This is a genomic window from Streptomyces lincolnensis (assembly GCF_021173675.1).
GTDB classification, from domain to species: domain Bacteria; phylum Actinomycetota; class Actinomycetes; order Streptomycetales; family Streptomycetaceae; genus Streptomyces; species Streptomyces lincolnensis_B.
This window is the reverse complement of the sequence record NZ_JAIHON010000003.1, coordinates 155,993-177,144: the sequence shown is the minus strand read 5'-3', so window position 1 is coordinate 177,144 and position 21,152 is coordinate 155,993. Positions and strand designations below refer to the sequence as shown.

Sequence of the window (21,152 nt, the reverse complement as noted above, 5' to 3'; positions counted from 1 at the left end):
AAGAACTACGGCGTCCGGTAACTAGCATGTCCGGTTATGGAGTTGAGGCAGTTGCAGTACTTCGTCGCCGTGGTGGAGGAGGCGAGTTTCACGCGGGCCGCGGCGCGGCTGCATCTGGCGCAGCCGGGGGTGAGCGCGCAGATCCGGCAGCTCGAACGGGAGCTGGGGCAGCCCCTGTTGGACCGCTCGGGCCGCTCGGTGCGGGTCACCGAGGTGGGCGCGGCGGTGCTGCCGTTCGCGCGGGCCGCGCTGGCGGCCGTGGACGGGGTGCGGCAGACCGCGGCGGAGTTCACCGGGCTGCTGCGCGGCCGGGTGGGGATCGGACTGATCCCCGGCGTGCTGCGCCACGAGGCCGATGTGCCGGGGCTGTTGGCCGACTTCCACGACGACCATCCACGGGTGGAGATCACCCTCACCGAGGACACCTCCGACCGGATGCTCACGGCGCTGCGGCGCGGGGAGCTGGACATCGCCGTGGTGGGCGTCGAGGACGAGGAGCCGCCGACCGGCGTGGCGATGCGGGTTTTCGTGGACGAGCCGTTGGTGGCCGCCGCGGCCGAGGGGCATCCGCTGTTCGCCGCGTACGGCGGTGCCGGGGCGGTTCCGGTGGCCGCGCTCGCGGAGTATCCGCTGATCAGCCTGGTCCGTGGGACCGGGGTGCGGGCGGTGGTCGACCGGTTGTGCACCGAGGCGGGGTTCCGGCCGCGCATCGCCTTCGAGGCGGCGGCTCCTGACGCGCTGACCCGTCTCGCGGCCCGGGGACTCGGGGTCGCCGTGATCCCCGGACCGGGCCCGGGGTTCGGGCTGCCGACCCTGCGCATCGACGATCCCCGGGCGCGCGGCCGGGTCGCGCTGGCCTGGCGTACGGAGGGCCCGACGGGGCCCGCGGCGCGGTCACTGCTGGTGCGGCTGCTGGAGGCGGTGACGCGGTAGGCCCGTGCGGCGGGCCGGTGCTCAGTCGTCCCCGTACCGCCCGTCAAGCGCTGTTCGGAAGCCCGTGTTGATCGTGGTGAGGCCGCCGTCGACCGTCAGCGTGGTCCCGGTGATCCAGGCCGCGTCGCGGGAGGCGAGGAAGGCGACGGCCGCGGCGATGTCCTCCGGTTCGCCGACGCGGCCGAGGGGATAGAGGCCGCGGACCGCGTCCAGGTCCTCGTCGCGGCCCTCCCAGGCCGAGGTGCGGACCGTGCCCGGCGCCACGAGGTTGACGCGCACTCCGCGCGGGGCGGCGTGTCCGGCGAGGGTGCGGGTCAGGGAGCCGAGGCCGGCCTTGGCGGCGCTGTAGGCGTGGTTGCCGAAGGACTGGAGGCCGTTGACGGAGCCGATGTTCACGATGGCGCCCCGGCCGGAGGCCGCCAGGTGCGGGAGGGCGGCGCGGGCGCAGCGGTAGGGGCCGGTCAGGGTGACGTCCAGGTCGCCCGCCCAGGCCTCGTCGGACTGGTCCTCGAAGAGCGGGACGTCGGCGGTGCACCGGGCGGCGCTGTTGACTAGGACGTCGAGGGATCCGAAGGCGTCGACCGCCCGCGCCACGGCCGCCTCGACGGACGCCCGGTCAACCACGTCGCATCCCGAAGCCAGGACCGTCAGTCCCTGGCCTCGCAGCCGCGCCGCGGTCCGCTCGGCCTCGGGTGCGTCCACGTCGGTGAGCAGGACCCGGGCCCCCTCCTCGGCGAAGCGCCGGGCGGTGGCCGCGCCGATGCCCCGTGCGGCGCCCGTGACGAGAACCGCGTGGCCCTCGAAGCGTGTGGTGTCCGTCATGGGAGCGACGGTACTGCCCGGGAGATCAACCGGGCAGCTACCGTGCTGTCATGTCCGCCTTCCTTCAGCAACTTCCCGCCCTGATCGGTGTCGTGATCGGCGCGTGCGCTTCGTATCTGGTGGTCGTGAGGGGCGACCGGATGCGGTTCCGGCGCGAGCAGGCGGCGCGTTGGGAGGAGCGGCGGCTGACGGTGTACTCCGACTACGCGCGGTCCGTGAAGCAGTCCGTGACGCTGGCCTACCGGGTCGCGGCCGAACTCGGCAACGACCCGCATCCGCACCCCCTGTCGCTTGAGGAGGCGACACCGCTGCTGGCCGAGGTGACCGTCGCCCGGGATCCGAGCGGGGAGGCGCTGCTCATGCTGGGTGCCCCCGCGGTGGTGGAGAAGGCCCGGGAGTGGGTCGTCACGGTGATGGCGATGGAGGAGTTTCTGCGTGACGGGACACAGGATCCGCGGGCCTGGCAGGCTCTCCTGGAGCGGCAGCGCGCCGGGCGCGACGGCTACTACCGGGCCGTACGTGACGATCTGGGCCTGCCGCCGGGCCATGCGGCACGCCGGCCGCTCCCGGCGGCGAACCCGGTGTCGCCTCAGCGATAGCCCGTGGTGTCCGCCGGTTTCCCCGCGTCCTGCACCTCGACGAGGTAGCGCCAGGCGTCGGGGCGGCTGCCGTCGAGGTCGGTGAAGCCGTACACCTGGGCGAGGCCGCCGCTGGAGAGGGACTGGCCGTTCCAGCGGGCCACGTCGGGGTCGGCGGCGAGGGCGGCGACGGCCCGGCCCACATAACGGGGTGTCTCGGAGATCGCGAAGTGCGGGATGCGGGCGGTGGCGTCGCGCCAGTTGTCCTCGCGCACCCCGAACCCGTCGAGCATCATCTCCGACCGCAGCCAGCCGGGGGTGAGGGCGACGGCGGTGGCACCGCGTGGGCCGACTTCGTGGCCGAGGGCGAAGGCCATGCGCAGGACGGAGGTCTTGGCGAGGTCGTAGAAGAAGGTGTTGCGGTAGTTCGCGCCGTTGTACTCGGCGGTTCCGTCGGTCATCTCGACCACGAGTCCGCCGGGACGGCGCAGCAGCAGGGGCAGCGCGTGGTGGCTGGTGATCGCGTGGGTCTCGACGCCGAGCCGGAGCAGCTTCAAGCCGTTGTCGAGGTCGTGCTCCCACACCGGGCTGTCCCACTCGAAGAGCCGCTCACCGCCCCAGACGTCGTTCACGAGGACGTCCAGACGGTCCCGCTCGTCGGCGATGCGGTCGACGAGGGCGCGTACCTGTGCGGAATCGAGGTGGTCCGTGGGGACGGCGATGCCGTGGCCGCCGGCCTCGGTGACCAGGTCGGCGGTGTCCTCGATGGTCTCGGGACGGTCGTACTCGGAGCGGCGGGCCCGAGTGGTGCGTCCGGTGACGTACACGGTGGCGCCCGCCGCCCCGAGTTCCACGGCGATGCCGCGTCCGGCTCCCCGGGTCGCCCCGGCGACGAGTGCGACCTTGTCCTTCAGCGGTTGAGACATGTCCGGCCTTCCGTTGTGCCCGTTGTCGTGTCGAGCATGACGGGAAAGCCGGACAACCTCTGTCGTGTTTTACGGCGGGTTCACCCGGCCGCGCGCAGCCGCTCCGCCAGCGCGTCGAGATCCGGCAGGAACCAGATGTGACCGCCCTGGTTGGTCTCGTGGACGAAGTCGCGCAGGGCGGTGCTGTCGGCGATGTGCCCGGAGACGTCTCCGACCACGACGAGGCGCAGCCGGTAGTTCACGAACTTCTGCATCACGGCGCCCGCGATGCCCGAGCGCAGCCGGAAGAACTCCTCGGCGACCCGTTCGACCGGGACGGCGACCACCTGGGCGTCCCCTCCGAAGGCGTCGCCGATCAGGTCCAGGGCGGCGCGTTCACCGTCCAGGGGTGGGCCGTCGGCGGCGCAGCGCAGGACGTTCACGCCGTGCACGGGCACGACCTCGCCGGTGAGCAGGCCGGTCTCCTCGGTGGAGAGTCCGACTTCGTCAGTGGCCACGGGCGATCCATTCCTCAAGATGCGGGGCCTCCGCGCCGATCGTGGTCGGGTCACCGTGACCGGTGAGGACCTTCGTCTCGGGCGGCAGGGTCAGGAGACGGTCACGGATCGAGTCGATGATGGTCGGGAAGTGGGAGTAGGAACGGCCGGTGGCGCCGGGGCCGCCCCGGAAGAGGGTGTCGCCGGTGAAGACGGTGCCGAGACCGGGGTCGTAGAGGCAGACGGCGCCCGGCGCGTGGCCGGGGGTGTGCAGGACCGTCAGGTCGGCGCCGGCGGCCTCGATGACCTGGCCGTCGAGCAGCCGGGCGTCGGGGGCCCGGTCGGGGTGGGTCTGCTTCCACAGCGGCAGGTCGTCGTGGTGGAGCCAGATGGTCGCGCCGGTGTGCTCGGCGAGGGCGGGGGCGGCGTCGATGTGGTCGTTGTGGGCGTGGGTGCAGATGATCGCGGTGAGCCGGCGGTCGCCGACGGCCTCGGCGATGGCGTCGGCGTCGTGGGCGGCGTCGATGACGATCGCCTCGTGGTCGTCGCCGACGATCCAGACGTTGTTGTCGACGTCCCAGGTACCGCCGTCGAGGCTGAACTGACCGGAGGTGACGAGGCGTTCGATGCGGGCGGCCATCAGAGCATCACCACCGAGCGCAGGACGTCGCCGTGGTGCATCCGCTCGAAGGCCTTCTCCACATCCGTGAGTTCGATCGTCTCGGTGACGAACGCGCCGAGGTCCAGGCGTCCTTGCAGATGCAGGTCGATGAGCATGGGGAAGTCGCGGGAGGGCAGGCAGTCGCCGTACCAGGAGGACTTCAGGGAGCCGCCGCGCCCGAAGACATCCAGCAGCGGCAGTTCGAGCTTCATCTCCGGGGTCGGCACGCCGACCAGGACGACGGTGCCGGCCAGGTCGCGGGCGTAGAACGCCTGCTTGTACGTCTCCGGGCGGCCCACCGCCTCGATGACGACATCGGCGCCGAAGCCGCCGGTCAGCTCGCGGATCGCCTCGACCGGGTCGGTCTGCCGGGAGTTGACCGTGTGGGTGGCGCCCATGGAGCGGGCGGTCTCCAGTTTCCGGTCGTCGATGTCGACGGCGATGATCTTCGCGGCACCCGCGAGGCGGGATCCGGCGATCGCCGCGTCGCCGACGCCGCCGCAGCCGATCACCGCGACCGTGTCCCCACGCCCGACGTTCCCGGTGTTGATCGCCGCACCGATCCCGGCCATCACCCCACACCCGAGCAGACCCGCCACCTGCGGCGCCACCGTCGGATCCACCTTCGTGCACTGCCCGGCCGCCACCAGCGTCTTCTCCGCGAACGCCCCGATCCCCAGCGCCGGGGACAACTCCGTACCGTCGGTCAAGGTCATCTTCTGCGTCGCGTTGTGGGTGGCGAAGCAGTACCAGGGACGCCCCCGCAGACACGCCCGGCACTGACCGCACACCGCACGCCAGTTGAGGATCACGAAGTCGCCCGGCACGACGTCCGAGACGCCGTCGCCGACCGCCTCCACGACACCCGCGGCCTCGTGGCCCAGGAGGAAGGGGAAGTCGTCGTTGATGCCGCCCTGCTTGTAGTGCAGGTCGGTGTGGCAGACCCCGCAGGCCTGCACCTGCACCACGGCCTCGCCGGGCCCCGGATCGGGTACGACGATCGTCTCCACCCGTACCGGCTCGTCCTTGCCCGGTGCGATCACACCGCGTACTTCCTGCGCCATGGGCCGGCCCTTTCTCTCGAACCCGTGTCCGTCTGTCCCAGCCCCGACCCTACGCGTGACTGATCGGTAACGACACGAGATCACGAACGGAGGGCGGGCCGGGGCGCTCGTGCTCTTCGCCGCCCGCCCGGCACCGGACACCGGGGCACAGCCGGAAACCGGGGCGCACCCCCGCGCGCCGCCGACGTAGCCTGAGTCCCCCACCCGGCGCAGCTCGAAGGAGCACCGTGAGCACTGCCCAGCAGGAGGCCGCCCCGCCCACGTGGCGGCTGCTCCTCGCCTACGTACGACCGCACCGTTGGGCCCTGCTGGTGGGCGCCGTGCTGTCGCTCCTGACGGGCGCCACGGGGCTGCTGCTGCCGTTGGTGGCACGGGAGTTGATCGACGACCTGTCCCACGACCGCGCGATCACCGGGGCGTTGCTCCTGATGTCGGGGCTGGTGGTGACCAACGCGGCGGTGGGGGCGCTGGGTTCGTACGTGCTGCGGCGCACCGCGGAGTCGGTGGTGCTCGGCGCGCGGCGTGCCCTGTCGTCGTATCTGCTGCGGCTGCGCATCGCGGCGGTGGACCGTACCGAACCGGGTGATCTGATGGCCCGGATCACCTCCGACACGACCCTGCTGCGCGAGGTCACCACGGACTCGCTGGTGGGCCTGGGCACCGGCGGGCTCACGCTGCTGGCGACGGTGGCCATGATGGGCTTCGTGGATCCGGTGCTGCTCGGCGTCACCCTCGCGGTGATCCTGGCCGCGGGCACGGTCCTCGGGGTGATCGTGCCGCGCATCAACCGGGCCAGCCGGCAGGCGCAGGACGCGGTCGGGGTGATGGGGGCCTCGCTGGAGCGGATCCTCGGCGCGCTGCGCACGGTCAAGGCGTCCGGCGCCGAGCACCGGGAGGAGATACGGCTGCACGAGGCGGCCGAGGAGTCCTGGCGGCAGAGCGTGCGCGCCGCCAAGTGGACGGCCGCGGCGGGCAACACGGCAGGGCTCGCGATGCAGATCGCGTTCATCACGGTGCTGGCGGTCGGCGGGGCGCGGGTCGCGACCGGTGCCGTCGACGTGGGCACGCTGGTGGCGTTCCTGCTGTACGTCTTCTATCTCATGTCGCCGATCCAGCAGGTCGTCGGTGCGATCACCCAGTACCAGACGGGGTCCGCGGCGCTGGCCCGGATCCAGGAGGCGCTGCGGCTGCCCGCCGAACCGGCCGCCGAGCCCGCGCCGCTGCCCTCCCCCGGGGCCGAGCCCGCCGCCGTGGCCTTCACCGACGTCCGCTTCCGGTACGCCGACGACCTGCCGTACGTCCACCACGGGGTGACGTTCGCGGTGCCCGCCCGGGGGATGACGGCGTTCGTCGGGCCTTCGGGGGCGGGCAAGACGACCGTCTTCTCGCTCATCGAGCGGTTCTACGACCCCGAGTCGGGCGCGATCACCCTGGACGGCCGGAGCGTGGCGGACTGGGAGCTGTCCCGGCTGCGGTCCGCGATCGGCTATGTGGAGCAGGACGCCCCGGTGCTGTCGGGCTCGCTCCGGGACAACCTGCTGCTGGGCAGTCCGGAGGCGGACGAGGACGCGCTCGCCCGGGTGGTGAAGACGACCCGTCTCGACGGTCTGGTCGCCCGGCTACCGAAGGGGCTGGACACGTTGGTGGGACACCGCGGCACCAAGCTGTCGGGCGGTGAGCGTCAGCGTGTCGCCATCGCCCGGGCCCTGTTGCGCCGCCCCCGGCTGCTGCTTCTGGACGAGGCCACCTCGCAGCTCGACGCGGTGAACGAGGCGGCGCTGCGGGACACGGTGGCGGATGTGGCACGGACGACCACGGTGCTGGTCGTGGCGCACCGGCTGTCCACGGTGACGATGGCCGATCGGATCGTGGTGATGGACGCGGGACGCGTGCGCGCGGTGGGCACCCATCGGGAGCTGGTGGGTACGGACCCGCTGTACGCGGAGCTGGCGGCGACCCAGTTCCTGGCGACGGCGGAGTGACCGCGGGGCGCCGCGCGGGGCTCGGGTCGGGTGCCGGTCGGCCAGGGCTCCGGGCGGGGGCCGGTCGATCGGGGGTCCGGGCGAGGCCGGTCGGGCAAGCCTCCGGGCGGGGGCCGGCCGGTCAGGGCTCCAGGTGAGGACCGGTCAGTCGCGGCTCCGGGCGAGGCCGGTCGGGCAAGCCTCCAGGCGGGGACCGGTCGATCGGGACTCCGGCCGAGGCCGATCGGTCAAGCCTCCAGGCGGGGACCGGTCGGTCAGGACTACAAGCGAGGGCCAGTCGACCGAGGCTCCGATCGGGCCCCGGCCGGTCAAGCCTCCAGGCGGCGCAGCCGCTCCGCGTCGCCCGTGCGCGGGCAGGTGACGCAGGCCTCCTCCGGCCTGATCTTGTAGAACATGCAGCAGCCGGCGCGGGTACGGGTGGCGTGCCGTCGGCCGTCGTCGCCGACCAGGTGGCGGAAGTCCGCGCCTGTGGGATAGGGCGGCACCGCGATCGGCAGGACGTCGGTGGCGGCGCGCACCGCCTCGCCCTCCTGGCCGAGCATCCGGCCCAGGTACCAGATTCCGGAGACGAGGTCGTCGGAGACCATCCCCCACAGGGTGCGCGCTCCGCGCCGTACGGTCGGCCCGAGCGCGACCAGCAGCGGGCGCATGTGATCCGCGACCGCCATCCGCAGCGCGGCCCGCAGTTGCTCCTCCTCCGGGAGGGCCAGCACACCGGGCCCTCCGGCCAGTGAGTCCCCGGTCAGGCAGGCGAGTTCACCGCCCGGCGTGATCGTGTACGTGGCCGTGTCCAGGTCGAGCCGGAGGTCCTCGGGCCGGATGCGCGGCACCCTCCGTTCCAGGTACCAGACGCCGCCCATCAGCAGGCCGACCGACCAGGCGTAGTCGTGCAGGGCGCGGGAGGCGGCGACATCGCGGCGCGGGGCCGTTCCGTAGCGGTCCAGGACGCGGGCCGCCTCGGCGTCGACGAACGCGTCGAGGGCGCCCTGATCCGACATCAACTCCGCTGCCGACAAGCCCACTTGACCCCTCTCCGAGCCCGGTTCCGCGACCCGCAGGGCGAGCGCTTCACAGACGTCGGCCAGCCGTCGGTAGCCGTCGGCGAGGACGTGGGTGACAGCGCCGGCCGGCGGAGTCTCAAGGGCCACGGACATGGGCGCTCCAGGGCGGATGTGCGGATGGATTTGCGGGCGAGCAACCAAATAGGCAAGGCTTACCTTACTCGACCCCGCGAACCCAAGCGATCAAGGGGTTCCACGGGGACGATCACAAAACCCGCACGTCAAAGCAGTTCAAAGCAGGGACACAGGCAGTTGAAAAGTAAAGCAAGCCTCACCTAAGCTCACGGCTCGTGACTGCGACCCAACGGGACGCACCAACCACAGGTGTGTCCTTTCGTGCCTTCCGGCACATACCCGTCCTCCTCACCGGAGTCGGCGCCCTCGCGCTGTGCGCCGCGCTGAGCCTCGCCCTCGGAGCCCGCTCGGTCCCCCTGTCCACGGTGGCCGACGCGCTGTTCGGGCACGCCCAGGGACGGGACGCCCTCGTGGTGACCGGACTGCGCCTGCCGCGTACGGTCATCGGCCTCGCGGTCGGCGCGGCGCTCGGGGTCGCGGGCGCCGTCGCCCAGGCGGTCACCCGCAACCCGCTCGCCTCGCCGACCACGCTCGGCATCAACGCGGGCGCCGGTTTCGCGGTCGTCGTCGCGATCTTCGCGCTGAAGCTGAACAGTCCCGCCGAGTACGTGTGGTTCGCCTTCGCCGGAGCGGCGGGCGCCGCCCTGTTCGCCCAGGCACTGGCCCGCCGCGCCGGGGACATCGACCCCGTACGGCTCGCGCTCGGCGGGACCGTGCTCCAACTGGTCCTGCTGTCCTGGACGTCGGCGGTGATGCTGCTGAACCAGCGCACCCTCGACGAGGCACGCTTCTGGCTCGCCGGATCGCTGTCCGGACGCACCTTCGACGTGCTCTGGCCGGTCCTGCCCACCCTCGTCCTCGGCCTGCTGGTCGCACTCGCCATCTCCCCCGCCCTCAACGCCCTCGCCCTGGGCGACGACGCGGCCCAGGCACTGGGCGTACCCGTGGCCCGGATCCGGCTCGCGGGCGGTGTCGCGGTCGTCCTGCTCGCCGGGTCGGCGGTCGCCGTGGCCGGGCCGATCGCCTTCATCGGACTCGCGGCCCCTCATCTCGTACGGCCGCTGCTCGGCGGCGACCACCGGCTGCTGGTGCCCGGCTGTCTGATCGCCGGCCCGCTGCTGCTGCTCGGGGCCGATGTCATCGGCCGGCTGGTGATCCGCCCCTCGGAGCTGGAGGTCGGCATCGTGAGCGCGTTCCTCGGCGCGCCCCTGCTGGCTCTGCTGGCCCGGAAGGTGACCCGATGACCGCCACCGTCCTGTCCGTCCGTACGCCGTCCTCGTCCCGTACCCGGGTGCGCCGCCGCGTCCTGGTGTTCGCCGTCTGCGGTCTGGCCGCGCTGTCCGTCCTGCTCACCGTCTCCCTGACGACCGGTGACATCCCGATGTCCGCGAGCACGGCGTTGCGCGCCCTGGTGGGGGCCGGGGATCCCGGTGACGTCCTGGTGGTGCAGCAGTTCCGGGCGCCGCGCACGGTGGCGGCGATCGTCGCCGGGGCCGGCCTCGGCGCGGCGGGCTGCGTGCTGCAACGGCTCTTCCGCAACCCCCTGGCCTCCCCCGACGTCATGGGCATCACCGGCGGCGCCTCGCTGGGCGCGGTGGCGCTGATCGCCGCCGGGGCCTCGCAACTGCTCATCCCCGTCGGCGCGTTGGGCGGCGGTCTGCTGGCCGCACTGCTGCTGGGCGTGTTCGCCTGGGGCTCCGGGCTCGCCGTCACCCGGCTGGTGCTCACCGGACTCGCCGTACAGGCGGGCCTGGCCGCCGCCGTGAACCTGCTGATCGTGCGCTTCCCGGCGGAGCTCGCCGGATCCGCCCTCCAGTGGACCACCGGCTCGGTCTACGGCCGGACCTGGACCGAGGTGTGGGGAGCGGGCGGCGCCATGGTCCTCGCGCTGGCCGCCGCGCTCGTGATGCATCGCCGACTGGCCGTGCTGGACCTCGGCGACGACTCCGCCGGTTCCCTCGGTCTCTCCACGTCCGCCGCACGCCTCCAACTCCTGGTCGTCGCCGTGGTGCTGGCCTCGCTGGCCGCCGCGCTCGCCGGGCCCGTGACCTTCGTGGCGCTCGCGGTGCCGCACATCGTGCGGTTCGTCACCGGGCCGCCGACGGCCGCCTCCCTGGGACTGGCCGCGCTCACCGGGGCCGTGCTGCTGCTCGCCTCCGACCTGGTGGTGCAGCATCTGCTGCCGATCGAGGGTCTGCCGGTCGGCGCGGTCACCGCCAGCCTCGGCGCGCCCTGGCTGCTGGTGCTGATGTTCCGCCAGGCCTCGCCCGTCCGAAGGAACCCCGCATGACCGGCGTACCGCAGCCGCGTACGACCGGCGTACCGGCACCACGTATGACCGACGTCTCGACACCGCGTACGGCCGACACGGCGACACCGCGTACGGCCGGTGCCAAGGAGCCCCGCATGACCACCGCCAACCAGCTCTCCACCCAGGGCCTCGACCTGCGCTACGGCGACCGGCTCGTCGTCGGCGGGCTCGACCTCACCCTGCCCGGCGGGGCCGTCACCGCGATCGTCGGCCCCAACGCCTGCGGCAAGTCGACGCTGCTGCGCGGCCTGAGCCGACTGCTGGCACCGGCGGCCGGGATCGTCGCCCTCGACGGCACCGACATCCACCGCATGTCCGCCCGCGCGCTGGCCCTGCGGATGGGGTTGCTGCCGCAGCAGCCGGTCACGCCCGAGGCGATCACCGTCGAAGCCCTCGTCCGGCTCGGCCGGTACCCGCACCAGCGGCTGCTGAGCCCCTGGTCGGCCGCCGACCAGAAGGCCGTGGACGAGGCCCTGGAGCGCACCGGCACCACGCCGCTGCGCGACCAGCCCGTCGACCAGCTGTCCGGCGGACAGCGCCAACGCGCCTGGATCGCCCTGGCGTTGGCGCAGGACACCGAGCTGCTACTGCTCGACGAGCCGACCACCTTCCTCGACCTGCGGCACCAGCTCGACGTCCTCGACCTGGTGGCCGCCCTGCACGCCGAGGCGGGCCGCACCGTGGTGATGGTGCTGCACGACCTCGGACAGGCCGCCCGCTACGCGGACCACATGGTGGTCCTCAAGGACGGCCGCCTCGCCGCCGCCGGCCCTCCGGCCGACGTCCTGGACGCCGACCTCGTGAAATCCGTGTTCGACGTGGACTGCCGGGTGATCCCCGACCCCGAGACCGGCACCCCGCTGGTCGTCCCGAGAAGCAGCGCGGTACGGCACTCCGCCGCGACCGCCTGACCCGCACCACCCGTACGCCCCCCGGGCCGTACGCCTACCAGAAAGAACGCTCCCCATGCTCCAGCGCTCTCCCCTGCGCAGACTCGGCCGGCTGCTCGCCGTGCTGCTCTCCGTCCTGCTCGGCACGGCCGTCCTGGCCGCCTGCGGCAGCGAGGACTCCTCCGACACGGCCGACACCGCCAAGGCCACCGGTGCCTCCTCGGACGCCTTCCCGCGCACCCTCAAGACCGTCATGGGCGACGTGAAGATCCCCTCGCAGCCGAAGCGGGTCGTCGTCCTCGACACCGGTGAGCTGGACGACGTCACCCTGCTGGGCATCGACCCGGTGGGCGCGGTCGCCCCGCACTTCAAGACCGAGGGCGGCTTCCCGACGTACCTGAAGGGCGAGCTCAAGGACACCGTCGACGTCGGTCCGCTGCTGGAGCCCAACCTGGAGAAGATCGCCTCGCTCAAGCCGGACCTGATCCTGTCCTCGAAGGTCCGCCACGAGAAGGTCTACGACAAGCTCAGCGCGATCGCGCCGACCGTCTTCACCGAGACCACCGGCGGTGTGTGGAAGCAGAACCTGAAGGTCCACGCCGAGGCGCTCGGCCTGGAGAAGGAGGCCGCGGCCAAGCTCACCGAGTACGAGACGCAGGCCAAGGCCCTCGGCGCGGCCATCAAGAAGAAGGACGCCGGCACCATGCCGACCGTGTCCGTGGTCCGCTTCATCGCCGGCCCGACCCGGCTGTACGCGTCCAACTCCTACAGCGGTGTCGTGCTGAACGACATCGGCTTCAAGCGCCCCTCCTCGCAGGTCTCCACCGACCCCGAGGTCACCATGAAGGACGTCAGCCCCGAGCAGATCGACCAGGCCGACGCCGACCTGATCTTCGTCACCTCCGCCGACACCGACGACAAGACGCAGAAGGCCGACGTCGTCTCCAACCCGGTGTGGAAGTCCCTCCCCGCGGTCAAGGACGGCAAGGTCTTCGAGGTCCCGGACGAGACCTGGATGTCCGGCATCGGCGTACAGGCCGCCGAGCAGATGCTCAAGGACGTCGCCAAGGCCACGGGTGTGGCCCTCCCGGCGGCGTAACTCCCGCTGAACCGGGGCGGGCCTCGCCCGGGACGAGGTGCGGGGCGTGCCCGCCCCGCGTGTCCCCGCGTGCGGCCCGCCCCCAGCCCCCCACCCGCTAGCGGAAGTTGCTCCACAGTCATGCGCCTGTACCTGCTCGCCCTCAATCCGACCGACTCCGTCACCGAGGGCTTCCTGCCCGCCGCCGCCCGGCTCGGCCTGGACGTCACCGTCCTCACCGACCAGCCCGACGCGCACCGCGCCGCCTACCCGGACGTCGAGGTCCTGGAGTGCGATGTCCGGGACTTCCGGGCCGTGATCACCCGGATCTCCACGCACCACCGGCCCGACGGCGTCTTCACCAACAGCGACCACCTCCAGACCCAGGCCGCCCTGGCCGCCGCCTACTTCGACCTGCCGGGCAAGGACTGGCGGGCCACGCTGCGCTGCAAGGACAAGGCCGAGATGCGGCGCCGACTGGCCGGCGCCGGCGCGGACACCGTGTGGTCGGCCGAGCTCACCGAACCCGCCGCGCTCGACGCCCCCTACCCGTGCGTGGTCAAGCCGCGCGAGGGCGTGGCCAGCGAGGACGTCGTCCTCGTCGAGAACGCCGAGGAACTGGTCACCCACACCAAGGAGATCCTGGACCGGCGTCCCGGTGCCGTCCTGGTCGTGGAGGAGTACCTGCCCGGCGAGCTGTACACCCTGGAGACCCTGGGCGACGGGGAGCGCCGCCATGTGCTGGGCGGCTTCCACACCGAGCTGTCGCCTCCGCCGTACTTCATCGAGGAGACCCTCACCTTCGTCCCCGCGCATCCGGAGCCGGTCGTGGCGCAGGTGCTGGCCCAACTGGACGCGCTGGGCGTCGGGTTCGGCGCCTGCCACACCGAGTTCGTGGTGCACGCGGGCCGGGCCCGGATCATCGAGGTCAACTACCGTGCCATCGGCGACCAGTGCGACCTGCTGCTGGCCCGGCTGCTGGACGTGCCCCTGTTCGAGCACATCCTGCGCACCCATCTGGGCGAGCGGCTGCCGGCCGACCTGGGGGCCCGTCGGGACGGTGCCGCGCGTCTGGAGTACCCGTGCGCGCGGCGGGGCGGGACGCTGACCGACGCCCCCTCCGCCACCGAACTCACCATCGAGGGCGTGCATCTGACGTACCGTCCGCTGCGTGCGGTGGGCGAGCGGCACGAGCTGTACCGCACCAACCGGGACTACCTCGGCGTGCTGCGGGCCGTCGGCACCGACCAGACGACGGTGGACCGGGTCTCGGCCGCGTTCCTTTCGGCCCGGCGCTGGGAGATCCAGCCGTGAGCGCGCCGACCGCCACGGACACCTGCGAGGCCGAGCTGCTCACCCGGGTGCTCGGCGCCCTGCTGCGCGAGGACGTGGTGGGCCTGCGCACCCGGTCCACGCCCGTCCACCGGCCGGACGGCGCCTGGCTGCGGCTGGCGACCCCGGACGGCTCCCTGCTGCTGCCCGTGATCGAGGACGGCTTCCAGAGCGCGTACGCCGCCCGGCTTCCGCTGCTGCTCCGCGAGTCGGACGGCGCCGAGCTGACCTCGTACGGGGCGGTCCTGGACGCCCTGCGCGCGCTCGCCGAGCCGGCGGACCGGGGCGGCTTCGACGCGTTCGCCGAGGAGTGCCGGCAGACGCTGGAGACGATGCGGCTGCACGCGGCGACGCGGGAGGAGACGGCCGAGCGGCTGACCGCCCTGCACGGCGGCGACCCGGCACGCTGGACCGGCCTCACCGCGGCCCTCGCCCACGACACCCTCGCCGCGCGGCTGGACCACCCCGTCTATCCGACCTCGCGGGGCCGCTCCGGGCTCACGGAGGAGCATCTACGGCTCTACGCCCCGGAGTTCCATCCGCGGTTCGCCCTGCGCTGGCTGGCCGTGCCCCGCGCCGCCCTCACCCTGACCGGACCGCTGCCGGACTTCTGGCCGACCCCGGCCCTGCTCGGTCTGCCGCAGGTCCGGGACACGCATGTGGCGCTGCCCGTGCACCCGTTGACCGTCGGTGCCCCGCTGGAGGAGGCGCTGCGGGACGCCGGTCTGGCGGACAGCGCCGTGCTCGCCGAGCGGGCCCATCTGGAGGTCGTGCCCACCCTGTCGATGCGCACCGTGGCGGTGGCCGACGATCCGTCCGTGCACCTCAAACTCCCCCTGGCCACCGCCACCCTGGGCCTGCGCAACAAGCGCTCCATCAAGCCCGGAACCCTCGTGGACGGGGCGGCGGGCCAGCGCCTGCTGGAGGCGGCGGCCTCGCGCGAGCCCCGTTTCCGGGCCATGATCCTGCACGCCGACGAGTCCACCTACGCCCACGCCGGTCACGAGTTGCTCGCGGTGCTGTGCCGCCGCTACCCGGCGGGACTCGACGGCGCCGCGATCGTGCCGATGGCCGCGCTCCTGGCCGAGGCCCCCGACGGACGGCTGGTCCTGGACCACCTGGCCGACCGGTTCTACGACGGCGACCCGCTCGCGCTGCTGGACGCCTGCCTCACCCTGCTCTTCGACTGGCAGACCACCCTGTTCGGCCAGGGCATCGCCCTGGAGTCGCACCAGCAGAACATCTCGCTCGTGCTGCGCCCCAGGAGCCTGCGCCTGCTGTTCAAGGACAACGACGGGCCCCGGATCAACACCGAGCGGCTGCAGGCCGTGCTGCCCGGCCCGTGGGGCTTCGACGACCCCAGGACCTTCGGCCGGGACGACTCCGCCGTCGCCGACCTGTTCACCACGATCACGCTCCATCTGTGCGCCGGGGCCTACGCGTTCGGGCTCCCCCGCCACCGTGACGCGGTGCTGGGTCTCATCCGTGAGCGGCTGACCCAGGCGGTGGACCGGCTGGGCGGCGAGGCGGCGCAGCAGTTGCGCGCCCGCGTGCTCGACGCGCCGGCCCTGCCGGTGAAGGCGATGGTGACGGCCGGGACGCTGCTGTCCAAGGAACGATCGGGCGCGGCCGACATCAACAAGCACTACACCACCGGCCCCAACTACCTGCGCCCAGCGGGGGGTTCGGCATGAGCGCCGGGACGCTGCGGATACCGCGGGCGTCGTTCGGCCGGGGGCAGGTCCACGCGGTGGCGGGCTGCTACTTCGTGGCCTCCTTCGCCGCGCTCGGGCTGCCGCCGTATCTCACCGAGATCCTGCCGGAGCTGGGCGACCGGCAGGCCCGCTGGGCGGGCGTGCTGTATGTCGTGCCGACCGTGTTCGGCGCGCTGGGCGCGCCGCTGTGGGGCCGGCTCGCCGACCGCTACGGGCGAAAACGGCTGCTGCTGCGCGCCCAGTTGGGACTGGCCCTGGCCTTTCTGCTGGCGGGCTGGGCGGACTCCCTGGCCACCTTCACGCTGGCGCTGGTGCTCCAGGGTGTCCTGGGCGGGACGTTCGCCGCGTCCAACGGCTACCTGGGCGCCGCCCTGGAGGGCCCGGCGCTGTCCAAGGCGCTCACCCTGATGCAGGGCAGCGCGCGGGCCGCCCTGGTGGCGGCGCCGATCGTGGTCGGTTCGCTGTCCGGCTGGCTGTCGCCGCACCGCCAGTACGCGCTGCTCGCCGTGCTGCCGCTGACGGCCGCGCTGCTGCTGGCGGCGCTGCCCGAGCCGGAGCCGGCCGCCCGGGAGCGGTCCGACGCGAAGGAGTCGGTGCCCGTCTCCGGGGCGGCGCCCGTGGTGTCGCTGAGGACGCTGTACGCGCTCGAGTTCGCCTTCGTCTTCTCCACGGTGATCTCCTTCCCGTATCTGATCGCCCTCGTCGACGACCGAATACCGGGGGCCTCGCCGCTGCTGTCCGGCGTGCTCTTCGCCCTGCCCCACCTCTGCTACCTGGTGGCGGCGCTGGCGGTGCACTCCGTCTTCCGCGACCGTCCGCGGACCGGACTCGCGCTCGGCTTCACCTGCATCGCGCTCGGGCTCGCCGGACACGGCGTGGCCGGATCGCTGCCCGAACTGGTCGCCGTACGCCTGCTGTTGGGCGCCGGTCTCACCTTCGGGCTGGTGTGCCTGCAGATCCTGGCCGCCGACTGCGCCCGGGGCCGGGCGCCCGGCGGGATGTTCGGCTCGCTGGAGTTCTTCTCCAAGGCCGGCGCGGTCGCCGCCGGCCTGGCCGCGGCGGCGGGCAGCGCCCGCTACGGCCCGGCCGCCCCCGTGCTGACCGGCGGTGCCGCGGCCGCCGTCACCGTTCTCGCGATCACTCTCCCCCCGCTCAAGTATCGCACTGGCAGGAGCCGTTGATGCCCTCGCTGACCCTCCCCCAGACATCGTCCGGGAGCACCCCCCAGCTCTCCGACCCGGCCGCGCAGGACGGCACCGCCTCCGCGCCCGCCGCACTGCCCACCGCCGACGACGTGGTGGCACACACGCTCCTCAACTGTCTGCTGCGCGAGGTGTCGGGCCCCGAGCACCAGAGTGTCGTCGCCGACGGCCGGCTCCTGCTGCGGCTCCCGCGGCGCGGGGTCCTGCTGCGTGTCGCCCTGCGCCGCTCCTCGCTGCTCGGCGCGCACCGGTTCACCGGCCCGGTCGGCGAGCAGCGCGACGACGGCTGGGCGGAGGTGGACTGGCGACGCCTGGCCGCGTACACGCACGACGAGCTGTGGCTGCGCACCGGCGTGCGCAACGAGGAGTTCCTGGAACAGATCGCCTCCAGCCACGCGGCGGTCGCGGCCGCCCTGTCCGCACCGCGCGACGACCGGGCGCCCGAGGACCGGCTCTCGGTCTACCTCGCCTCCGAGCAGTCGCTGCTGTTCGGGCACCGCTTCCACCCGACGCCCAAGGCCCGCACCGGCGACCCGCAGGCCTGGTCCGCGTACGCGCCGGAGGTCGGCGCCGCCTTCCCCCTGCGGCATCTGGCGGTCCGCGCCGACCTGATCGCCGAGGAGTACGCGGACGCCTCGGCCGTCGCCGTGCTGGACCGGCAGCGCGCCGACGTCCCGGACGGCTACCGGCTGTTGCCGGCCCACCCGTGGCAGTACGACACCCTCCAGGACCACCCGGCGCTGCGCGCGGCCCTGGCGAGCGGTGATGTCATCGACCTCGGGCCGGGCGGACGGCCCTTCTCGGCCACCGCCTCCGTGCGCACCCTGTACGACGGCGAGACGTTCCTGAAGTTCAGCCTCAACGTCCGGATCACCAACTGCCTGCGCAAGAACAGCAGTTACGAGCTGGCCGGCGCCGTGGCGCTCACCCGCGTGCTGGCCCCGGCGCTGGCCGACCTCGCCGAGCGCTTCCCGGGCAGCGCGGTGCTCCGCGAGCCCGCCTACCGAACGCTCGCCCTGCCCGGCCCCGACGGCACACCCGACCGGGCCCTGTTCGAGGGGTTCGGCGTCATCGTCCGCGAAGGGCTGCCCGCGCGGCTGGCGCCGGGCACGACTCCCCTGCTCGCGGCGGCCGTCGCCGACGAGTACCCGACCGGCCCCGCCCACCTCTCCCGCCTCCTCGACGGGGCGGACGAGCGGCGGGCCCTGGACTGGTGGTCGGCCTATCTCGACCTGCTGCTCCCGCCCGTCCTGGCCGCCTACTTCGACCACGGCCTGGTCCTGGAACCGCACCTGCAGAACGTCCTGATCGGCGTCGACGGCGACGGCATGCCCGTCCAGGTCCTCTTCCGCGACCTGGAGGGCACCAAGCTGGTGCCCGAGCACCACGCGGAGACCCTGGCCGCGCTGCCGCCCGAGGTCGCGGGCCCGATGACCTACGACGCCCAGCGCGGCTGGGACCGGGTCGTGTACTGCCTCCTCGTCAACCACGTGGCCGAGCTGCTGGCCGCCGTCGCCGACCTGCACCCGGGCGCGGAGGCGGAGCTGTGGGGCCGGGTCCGCGACACGCTGCGGGCGTACGCCGAGCGGTGCGGCTGCCCGCCGCGGCTGGCCGCCCTGCTCGCCGGGGTGCCGCTGCCCGCGAAGACCAACCTGCTCACCCGCTGGGAGCGCAAGCCCGACCGCGAGGCCGGCTATGTGCGGCTGCCGTCCCCGCTCAACGTGGACATCCAGCGCGGGACGACCGGGGGCGCCCGATGACCTGCTCGCACACCCGGCCCGGCGCGTCCGGAGGTACCCGATGACCTGCTCGCACACCCGGCCCGGCGCGTCCGGAGGTACCCGATGACCTGCTCGCACACCCGGCCCGGCGCGTCCGGAGGTACCCGATGACCGACCCGACACCCGCGGTCCGCGACCGCGTCCTGTCCCTGCCCGCCACCGAACTGCCCGCGTACGTCTACGACGTGACGAGCCTGCGCGCCCACGCAGCCGCCGTGCGGGCCGCCCTGCCGGAGCGGGTGGAGCTGTACTACGCCGCCAAGGCCAACCCGGAGCCGGAGATCCTCGCCGCGCTCGCCCCGTACGTCGACGGCTACGAGGTCTCCTCCGGGGGCGAACTCGCCCACGTCGCCGAGGCGGTGCCGGGCCGGCCGCTCGCCTTTGGCGGTCCCGGCAAGACACCGGAGGAGGTGACGGCCGCGCTGGACCGGGGAGTCGAGCGCTTCCATGTCGAGAGCGGACACGAGCTGCGGATGCTCGCCGAGTCGGCGCGGCGGCACGCGCCCGGGCGGCGGGTGGGCGTGCTGGTCCGGGTCAACCTGCCGGTCGCCGACGGGTCGTTGGCGGGCAGCTCGCTGGCGATGGGCGGCCGGCCCACCCCCTTCGGCATGGACCCCGAGCAGGCCCGCGAGGTCGTCCACGCCCTCACCGACGGCAGCCACCCGCAGCTCGAACTGCGCGGTGTCCACGCCCATCTGGCCAGCGGCCTGGAAGCCGCCGAGCTGCTGGCCGTGGCCGGGACCGTCGTCTCCTGGGCGACGGGCCTGGGCGTGCCGATCGCCGAGGTGAACGTGGGCGGCGGCATGAGCGTCGACTACGCCCGCCCGGAGCGCCGCTTCGACTGGGTGGCGTACGGCGCCGGACTCGCCCGGCTGACCGAGGCGCACCCGGGCCTGACCCTGCGCATCGAGCCGGGGCGGGCGCTGACGGTGTACTGCGGCTGGTACGCCACCGAGGTGCTGGACGTGAAGAGCAGCCACGGCGAGGAGTTCGCCGTGGTCCGCGGCGGCACCCACCATCTGCGCACCCCGGCGACCAAGGGCCACGACCAGCCCTGTTCCGTGCTGCCGGTGGACTCCTGGCCGCACCCCTGGCCACGCCCGGCCGCCGGGAACGGGCGGATCACCCTGGCCGGGCAGCTGTGCACCCCGAAGGACGTCCTGTCCCGGCACGTTCCCGCGCCCGGCCTCAGGGCCGGTGACCGGGTGGCGTTCTCGCTGGCGGGCGCCTACGCGTGGAACATCTCGCACCACGACTTCCTGATGCACCCGCGCCCCGGCTTCCACTTCCTGGACGGCGACGGCGACGGGCATCACGGCTAGGGCCTGTCCGGCGGATCGTGTCGCGGACTCGGGGGCCGGGAACACCCGAAGGGCCGCCCGATGCCGGGCGGCCCTTCGGGGTGACGGCGAGGGTTCAGTACTCGATGCCGGGAACCAGACCGGTGACCGGAGCGGCCAGACCGGTGAGCTGCTGCAGCTGGTTCAGGTCGTTGAGCCGGTTGGCCTGGGCCAGCTGCGCCGAGGGCCGCGGGATCTCGGCCTTGTGCTCCGCGGGGACGTCACTCACGGCGAGCGAGTCGAGCATGGCGATGGGGCTCAGCTTGCCGGCGGCATCCTGGGCCGCCGTGTCGGCCGCGTTCGCGAGGGGCGCGGCGAGGCCGGTGACACCCACGGCGAGACCCACGGCGGCGACGATACGTCGAGTTGAGATCATGCCCTCAGCAACGCGGGCGGGCCCGGCGCGGACACGGCCGCCCGGCACCGCTCACCCGTCAGGCGGAGTGCCCGGGCCGCGCTTGCCGAGGCCGCCGGGGCGGAGGAGTCTCGAAGGAGAAGGGCCACGCGGTCCGCTCCTCGTCGGGCCGCGGCCCTCGAAGGAGGTTCACCATGGCCACCGCGGCAGGATCCGGCTTCGACACCGAAACATTGCGCCGGGGCATCGAAGGACAGGCGGCGACCCTTCTGTCGCTCTACGCGGACGACGCGGAACTGCGCGTCGTGGACCGCAACACCCAGCCGAGCCACCCCAAGGTCCTGCACGGCAGGGACGAGATCAGCGCGATGCTGGACGACGTCTACAGCCGCGACATGACCCACAAACTGGAACAGTGCGTCGTCCAGGACGACCGCGTCGCCTTCAGCGAGAGCTGCCGGTACCCCGACGGGGTACGCGTCCTCGCCGAGTCGATGCTGACCCTGCGGGACGGCAAGATCGTCGAGCAGACCATGATCCAGGCCTGGGACGAGTGACGCGAGGAGGTCA

The 21,152-nt window shown here is 73.2% G+C and carries 20 protein-coding genes; 13 read left to right on the top strand and 7 right to left on the bottom strand.

The window, feature by feature from the left end; genetic code table 11:
- The first annotated feature begins 36 nt into the window (after positions 1-36).
- Complete coding sequence (locus tag K4B79_RS07985; RefSeq protein ID WP_232025596.1) at positions 37-933, top strand: LysR family transcriptional regulator; 897 nt, start codon at positions 37-39, stop codon at positions 931-933.
- A gap of 21 nt (positions 934-954) precedes the next feature.
- Here the strand turns inward: K4B79_RS07985 and K4B79_RS07980 are convergent, their stop codons facing one another.
- On the bottom strand, positions 955-1,755 hold the full coding sequence (locus tag K4B79_RS07980; protein WP_232025595.1) for an SDR family NAD(P)-dependent oxidoreductase: 801 nt from the start codon (positions 1,753-1,755) through the stop codon (positions 955-957).
- Positions 1,756-1,805: 50 nt separating this feature from the next.
- On the opposite strand from K4B79_RS07980, the gene K4B79_RS07975 reads away from it, so the two are divergent.
- Positions 1,806-2,354, top strand: coding sequence for a hypothetical protein (locus tag K4B79_RS07975; protein ID WP_232025594.1), 549 nt, complete (start codon positions 1,806-1,808; stop codon positions 2,352-2,354).
- On the opposite strand, the gene K4B79_RS07970 is transcribed toward K4B79_RS07975, so the two are convergent.
- The 4 genes from K4B79_RS07970 to K4B79_RS07955 form a co-directional block, all read right to left on the bottom strand.
- Complete coding sequence (locus tag K4B79_RS07970; RefSeq protein ID WP_232025593.1) at positions 2,345-3,259, bottom strand: SDR family oxidoreductase; 915 nt, start codon at positions 3,257-3,259, stop codon at positions 2,345-2,347. The two genes, K4B79_RS07975 and K4B79_RS07970, sit on opposite strands and share 10 nt — an antisense overlap.
- Positions 3,260-3,339: 80 nt before the next feature.
- Entirely contained in the window at positions 3,340-3,714 is a 375-nt protein-coding gene (locus K4B79_RS07965) for a DUF4180 domain-containing protein (RefSeq protein WP_232026221.1), read from the bottom strand.
- Positions 3,715-3,745: 31 nt separating this feature from the next.
- Entirely contained in the window at positions 3,746-4,375 is a 630-nt protein-coding gene (locus K4B79_RS07960; RefSeq protein ID WP_232025592.1) for an MBL fold metallo-hydrolase, read from the bottom strand.
- A complete protein-coding gene (locus K4B79_RS07955) occupies positions 4,375-5,460 on the bottom strand; it encodes an S-(hydroxymethyl)mycothiol dehydrogenase (RefSeq protein WP_232025591.1) in 1,086 nt (361 codons plus the stop codon). The genes K4B79_RS07960 and K4B79_RS07955 overlap by 1 nt, the downstream gene beginning before the upstream one ends.
- Positions 5,461-5,687: 227 nt before the next feature.
- Between K4B79_RS07955 and K4B79_RS07950 the strand changes: the two genes are divergently transcribed.
- Positions 5,688-7,442, top strand: a complete 1,755-nt coding sequence (locus tag K4B79_RS07950) for an ABC transporter ATP-binding protein (protein WP_232025590.1) — start codon at positions 5,688-5,690, stop codon at positions 7,440-7,442.
- A 308-nt stretch (positions 7,443-7,750) separates the two neighbouring features.
- Here the strand turns inward: K4B79_RS07950 and K4B79_RS07945 are convergent, their stop codons facing one another.
- On the bottom strand, positions 7,751-8,596 hold the full coding sequence (locus K4B79_RS07945) for a (2Fe-2S)-binding protein (protein ID WP_232025589.1): 846 nt from the start codon (positions 8,594-8,596) through the stop codon (positions 7,751-7,753).
- Positions 8,597-8,829: 233 nt separating this feature from the next.
- Between K4B79_RS07945 and K4B79_RS07940 the strand changes: the two genes are divergently transcribed.
- The 9 genes from K4B79_RS07940 to K4B79_RS07900 all read left to right on the top strand — a co-directional run bounded on the left by K4B79_RS07940 (position 8,830) and on the right by K4B79_RS07900 (position 20,209).
- Positions 8,830-9,822: a FecCD family ABC transporter permease gene (locus tag K4B79_RS07940; protein ID WP_232025588.1), complete on the top strand. Its 993-nt coding sequence runs from the start codon at positions 8,830-8,832 to the stop codon at positions 9,820-9,822.
- Positions 9,819-10,868: a FecCD family ABC transporter permease gene (locus K4B79_RS07935; RefSeq protein ID WP_232025587.1), complete on the top strand. Its 1,050-nt coding sequence runs from the start codon at positions 9,819-9,821 to the stop codon at positions 10,866-10,868. The genes K4B79_RS07940 and K4B79_RS07935 overlap by 4 nt, the downstream gene beginning before the upstream one ends.
- A gap of 116 nt (positions 10,869-10,984) precedes the next feature.
- On the top strand, positions 10,985-11,800 hold the full coding sequence (locus tag K4B79_RS07930; RefSeq protein ID WP_232026220.1) for an ABC transporter ATP-binding protein: 816 nt from the start codon (positions 10,985-10,987) through the stop codon (positions 11,798-11,800).
- Positions 11,801-11,855: 55 nt separating this feature from the next.
- On the top strand, positions 11,856-12,878 hold the full coding sequence (locus tag K4B79_RS07925; RefSeq protein ID WP_232025586.1) for an ABC transporter substrate-binding protein: 1,023 nt from the start codon (positions 11,856-11,858) through the stop codon (positions 12,876-12,878).
- A 120-nt stretch (positions 12,879-12,998) separates the two neighbouring features.
- Positions 12,999-14,171, top strand: coding sequence for an ATP-grasp domain-containing protein (locus K4B79_RS07920; protein ID WP_232025585.1), 1,173 nt, complete (start codon positions 12,999-13,001; stop codon positions 14,169-14,171).
- Positions 14,168-15,883, top strand: coding sequence for an IucA/IucC family protein (locus tag K4B79_RS07915; protein WP_232025584.1), 1,716 nt, complete (start codon positions 14,168-14,170; stop codon positions 15,881-15,883). Before K4B79_RS07920 ends, K4B79_RS07915 begins: the two co-directional genes overlap by 4 nt.
- Positions 15,880-17,085: an MFS transporter gene (locus K4B79_RS07910; protein ID WP_232025583.1), complete on the top strand. Its 1,206-nt coding sequence runs from the start codon at positions 15,880-15,882 to the stop codon at positions 17,083-17,085. Before K4B79_RS07915 ends, K4B79_RS07910 begins: the two co-directional genes overlap by 4 nt.
- Positions 17,085-18,866 carry an IucA/IucC family protein gene (locus K4B79_RS07905; RefSeq protein ID WP_232025582.1) on the top strand — a complete coding sequence of 594 codons (1,782 nt, stop codon included), beginning with the start codon at positions 17,085-17,087 and terminating at the stop codon, positions 18,864-18,866. The genes K4B79_RS07910 and K4B79_RS07905 overlap by 1 nt, the downstream gene beginning before the upstream one ends.
- Positions 18,867-18,994: 128 nt before the next feature.
- Positions 18,995-20,209: a type III PLP-dependent enzyme gene (locus K4B79_RS07900; protein ID WP_232025581.1), complete on the top strand. Its 1,215-nt coding sequence runs from the start codon at positions 18,995-18,997 to the stop codon at positions 20,207-20,209.
- Between the two features lie 94 nt (positions 20,210-20,303).
- On the opposite strand, the gene K4B79_RS07895 is transcribed toward K4B79_RS07900, so the two are convergent.
- Complete coding sequence (locus K4B79_RS07895) at positions 20,304-20,603, bottom strand: hypothetical protein (protein ID WP_232025580.1); 300 nt, start codon at positions 20,601-20,603, stop codon at positions 20,304-20,306.
- Between the two features lie 173 nt (positions 20,604-20,776).
- Between K4B79_RS07895 and K4B79_RS07890 the strand changes: the two genes are divergently transcribed.
- Positions 20,777-21,139, top strand: coding sequence for a nuclear transport factor 2 family protein (locus K4B79_RS07890; protein ID WP_232025579.1), 363 nt, complete (start codon positions 20,777-20,779; stop codon positions 21,137-21,139).
- The last annotated feature ends 13 nt before the right edge of the window (positions 21,140-21,152 follow it).